Here is a 4,961-nt window from a genome sequence, read left to right on the forward strand (position 1 = left end):
GGCTATGACAGCGGGATCCTGAGCGACGAGCATACGCCGGCGTGGGACTACAAGCCGGAGTTCAAGGCGGTGAAGCGGGACCAGAAGACCGTCGATCCGGTGATCTGGGAACGGGATTCGATCGTCTGGTTCTCCCGTGAAATCACCAGTCGGCTCGGGCCGGAAAAATTGGCGGGCTATGTCTCCAAATTCGGCTACGGCAATGCCGATGTTTCCGGCAATCCCGGCAAGAATGATGGTTTGACCCAATCCTGGATAAACTCCTCGCTCAAGATCACGCCGGTCGAGCAGGTCGATTTCCTGCGCAAGCTGCTGGCCCGCAAGCTGCCTGTCTCGGCCAGGGCCTACGACATGACATCAGCCATCATCCCGACCTTCCAGGCCGGAGGCTGGACGGTGCAGGGCAAGACCGGAAGCACTAGGCTGCGCAACGATGCCGACAAGGTTCAGGATAAGCGCTCGCTTGGGTGGTTCGTCGGCTGGGCGAACAAGGATGGCCGCCAGATCGTCTTTGCGCGCCTTGTCGTCGACACCGATCGGACCGATATGCCCAAAGGCCTCAAGACCCGAGCCGCGTTCCTGAAGGACCTGCCGCTGCTCATCAAATGAAGTCTGACATTTGAGCCGGGCTTTACGGCGGCGGAATCTGTCCATAAAAGACAGCCGCTGGCGGACGCATCCGGCCTACTCTTTGCATGTCGTAACCCCAAAACCGCCCACACATTTTTGGGCGACATGCATTTCAACCACCCGCGCTCGTTTGCGGGACTGGATAGGAGATATACATGCTGAATTCCGTTTCCCTGACATTTCCCGATGGCTCCGTCCGCGAATACGACGCGGCGATGACCGGTGCGGGCCTCGCCGAATCGATCTCGAAGTCGCTGGCCAAGAAGGCGGTCGCCTATGCGATCGACGGCACCGTCCGCGATCTCAGCGATCCGCTTGGCAAATCCGGCAAGGTCGAGATCGTCACCCGCGACGACCCGCGCGCACTCGAACTGATCCGTCACGACGCCGCACATGTGTTGGCGGAAGCCGTGCAGGAATTGTGGCCGGGAACGCAGGTGACCATCGGGCCGGTGATCGAGAACGGGTTTTACTACGACTTCGCCCGCAACGAGCCGTTCACGCCTGACGATTTTCCCGTGATCGAGAAGAAGATGCGCGAGATCATTTCGCGCAACAAGCCGTTCACCAAGGAAGTCTGGTCGCGCGACAAGGCGAAGAAAGTGTTTGCCGACAAGGGCGAACGCTACAAGCTGGAGCTGATCGACGCCATTCCCGAGGATCAGGATCTCAAGATCTACGCGCAGGGCGACTGGTTCGATCTTTGCCGTGGCCCGCACATGGCCTCGACGGGGCAGATCGGCAACGCCTTCAAACTGATGAAGGTGGCCGGCGCCTATTGGCGCGGCGATTCGAACAATCCGATGCTGACCCGCATCTACGGCACGGCCTGGGCTGATCAGGCGCAGCTCGAAGCCTATCAGACGATGCTGGAGGAGGCCGAGAAGCGCGACCACAGGAAGATCGGCCGCGAGATGGACCTGTTCCATTTCCAGGAAGAGGGGCCTGGCGTCGTCTTTTGGCACGCCAAGGGCTGGAAGATGTTCCAGAACCTGGTCAACTACATGCGCCGCCGCCTCGACGAGCAGGGCTATCAGGAGGTCAACGCGCCGCAGGTTCTCGACAAGAGCCTGTGGGAGACGTCAGGCCATTGGGGATGGTATCGCGACGCCATGTTCAAGGTGACGGTGGCCGGCGACGATACCGATGACGACCGGGTTTTCGCTCTGAAGCCGATGAACTGCCCGGGCCATGTGCAGATTTTCAAGCATGGGTTGAAGTCTTATCGCGATCTGCCTGTCAAACTTGCGGAATTCGGCAACGTCCACCGTTACGAACCATCCGGCGCGCTGCACGGGCTGATGCGCGTGCGCGGTTTTACGCAAGACGATGCGCACATTTTCTGCACCGAGGAGCAATTGGCGGCGGAATGCCTGCGCATCAACGATCTGATCCTGTCGACCTATGCTGATTTCGGTTTCGACGAAATCAGCGTCAAGCTCTCGACGCGGCCGGACAAACGCGTCGGTACCGACGAGGCGTGGGATCACGCCGAGGCGATCATGGGCGGCGTGCTGGAGACGATCAGGACACGGTCCGGCAATCGCATCAAGACCTCGATCAATCCGGGTGAGGGCGCCTTCTACGGGCCGAAATTCGAATATGTGCTGAAGGATGCCATCGGCCGCGAATGGCAGTGCGGCACGACGCAGGTCGATTTCAACCTGCCGGAGCGGTTTGGCGCCTTCTATATCGGCTCGGATTCCGAGAAGAAGCAGCCTGTCATGGTTCACCGCGCCATCTGCGGCTCGATGGAGCGCTTCCTCGGCATCCTGATCGAGAACTATTCCGGCCATTTCCCGCTGTGGTTCGCGCCGCTGCAGGTGGTGGTGGCGACGATCACGTCGGATGCCGACGACTATGCGACCGAGGTGGTGGCAAAGCTGAAGACCGCTGGGCTGTTGGCGGAAGCGGATCTGCGCAACGAGAAGATCAACTACAAGGTCCGCGAGCACAGCCTGGCCAAGGTTCCGGTCATCCTCGTCTGCGGCAAGCGCGAAGCGGAAGAGCAGACGGTCAACATGCGCCGACTGGGCTCGCGCGACCAGGAATCGCTTGGCCTTGACCAGGCGATCGCGCAACTGACCGAGGAAGCCGTCACACCCGACCGCCGGCGCAAACGCGCGGCCTGATTGGCATAGTTTCGACCAAATGGCGGTGGAGCGATCCACCGCCATTTTCATATCCCTGTCACGCCGACCTTGTAACGAGCCCCTATGCTCAAGTTGAAATTGCGCGAACGACCCTTTCCCGAGCTTTCCTATGCCAATCCGCGCCAGCCGGCGCTGACGCGCTGGTTCATACATTCGGTCGAAGGCTTGTCGGGCCGCGACCGCTACACAGCCCTCTATGATTTCTGGCGCCGCCAGATCGTGCCGACCGGCGAACGCGTGTTCAGCCGCATGCTCGACCTGATCGACGTGCGGGTGCGGACCGCTGATCAGTGGCCGCCCGCGCAATTGCCGGACACGCCGCTGGTGATCGTCGCCAATCATCCGTTCGGCATCGGTGACGGTATCGCCGTGCTGTCGCTGGCCGAGCAGCTCGGCCGTCCGTTCCGGGTGATGATCCACAAGGATCTGCTCAGGATCCGCGAGATGGAGCCTTATTCGCTGCCGATCGACTTTTCGGAGACCAAGGATGCGCTGAAGAACAACATGGCCGTGCGCCATGAAGCGGTGCGACTGTTGAAAGAGGGCGTCACCATCGTGGTATTTCCGGCCGGCGGTGTCGCCACCGCGCCAAAGGGTTTTGGCCGGGCGCGCGATCTGCCGTGGAAGATGTTTCCGGCCCGCCTCGTCCAGGACGCCAGGGCGTCGGTCATCCCGATGCATTTTTCCGGGCAGAACGGCAGGCTGTTCCATCTTGTCAGCGGGCCGATGAACATGGCCGAGCGCGACGGCCGGGTGGCCAAGTTCGTCGGCAAGGCCTCGCTGACGCTGCGCACATCGCTGCTCATCCACGAATTCGCGCGGCTGTCGGGCAAGGCGATCGACGTGCGCGTCGGCGATGTGCTGAGCTGGAGCGAACTGGAGCCGTTGCGCGACCGCAAGGCCTTGCTCGACCGCCTCTATCGCGGCGTGTTCGACCTGGCGCCAGCTTTGCCACGCCGCCGGATCCCGTTCCTGCCGGCGCGGACCGAGCTGGCGGCTTGATCCTTAAAACGAAGGTTAATCCGCGCCTTCTTCAGGATCCATCGCCGCGGCCTCGGTGGCCAGAACCTCGATTTCCTGGTTCTGCCCGGCCACGACCGTAAAATCCTTCTGGTAGATGCGGTCGCGGTTCTTGGCGATGATGGTGTAGTCGCCCTCGGCCAGCACCATCGAGGCGAAAGCGCCGACGGTTTCCTTGATCGGATCGCCGGACTCGTTGAGCAGTGACCAGGACGTGTCGGCGATCGCCTCGCCACCGGTTTCGCGCACCAGCTTCATCGTGATCTCGGCGGCGTGATGCTCGACGGTGGCTTCGGTCAGCTTGCCGGCCTCGACGCGGATGTCGGAGCGAATGACTGCATTGACCGCGCCATAGGTCGAGACGACATGGTAGATGCCGGCGTTGAGCCGCACGACGCTGTTGGGCTCGACATCGGGAATGATCAGCGCGCGGTCGCCATTGGCCTCGGCAGTGCCCTCGTAGATCGAAAAGCGCAGCTTCTTCGGTGGAATGCGCACGCCGCCGGACAGCACGGCGTCGAGCTTGAGGCCGCCGGCATCGAGCACGAGGCTTTCGCGCTTGGCGTCCTTGCCGACAGTGATGCGTTTGGTGGCGCCGGCCCGGCCGTAGGAGGCGTGAACCAGATAGCTGCCGGGTTCGAGCTGGAAGACGGCGGTGCCGCCATGCGAGGAGGCGACCATCGGCAATTTGCCGTTGACGGCTTCCGGCTTGAAGACCCGCCAGACGATGCCGCGCGTGATGTCGGAACCCTTGTCGGTCAACTGGGCAGAGAGTGTGATGGCACCGCCGCCGCTCAGTGCCAGTGACGTCTCGCCTTTCGGCGTCGCGTAGCTCGAAATTCCCGGAAGCTTCAGGTCGCTGACTCCGTCGACATTCTGCGCCATGGCGAACGAAACCGGCGCCATGAACAGCAGGGCGCCGAGCCAGACCAGGAAAAGACGGATAGTCCCCTCAAACATGCCTTGCGTTGAAGCCCATGGCGGTGGCAATTTCAAGGCTTAAGAGTCCGACCGATACGACTCTTCCGTCCGGCGTATCCCGCGCCAATGCCCGAGCCGCCCGAATCCCCGATGGTGCGCTTCAGCTCAAAACAGAATGTCCAGGAGACTTGCGCCCATGGCGTCGCCGATCATCGACTTCCTGCTGACCCGAAACTC

4 protein-coding genes are annotated in these 4,961 nt (G+C 61.8%); 3 read left to right on the forward strand and 1 reads right to left on the reverse strand.

Features of this window, described 5'->3' with window-relative positions; all coding sequences use genetic code 11:
- From blaOXA to EN932_RS29170, 3 genes are all read left to right on the forward strand, one after another.
- A partial coding sequence (gene blaOXA, locus EN932_RS29160; protein WP_128369263.1) for a class D beta-lactamase occupies positions 1-609 on the forward strand: 609 nt, incomplete at its 5' end.
- A gap of 176 nt (positions 610-785) precedes the next feature.
- Positions 786-2,762 (forward strand): threonine--tRNA ligase, encoded by a 1,977-nt coding sequence (gene thrS, locus EN932_RS29165; protein ID WP_128369264.1) that lies wholly within the window; start codon positions 786-788, stop codon positions 2,760-2,762.
- An 84-nt stretch (positions 2,763-2,846) separates the two neighbouring features.
- Positions 2,847-3,785 carry a GNAT family N-acetyltransferase gene (locus EN932_RS29170; protein ID WP_127369530.1) on the forward strand — a complete coding sequence of 313 codons (939 nt, stop codon included), beginning with the start codon at positions 2,847-2,849 and terminating at the stop codon, positions 3,783-3,785.
- A 15-nt stretch (positions 3,786-3,800) separates the two neighbouring features.
- Here the strand turns inward: EN932_RS29170 and EN932_RS29175 are convergent, their stop codons facing one another.
- On the reverse strand, positions 3,801-4,763 hold the full coding sequence (locus EN932_RS29175) for a hypothetical protein (RefSeq protein ID WP_064995336.1): 963 nt from the start codon (positions 4,761-4,763) through the stop codon (positions 3,801-3,803).
- Positions 4,764-4,961: the final 198 nt, after the last annotated feature.

The organism is Mesorhizobium sp. M7A.F.Ca.US.002.01.1.1, assembly GCF_004022955.1.
GTDB classification, from domain to species: Bacteria; Pseudomonadota; Alphaproteobacteria; order Rhizobiales; family Rhizobiaceae; genus Mesorhizobium; species Mesorhizobium ciceri.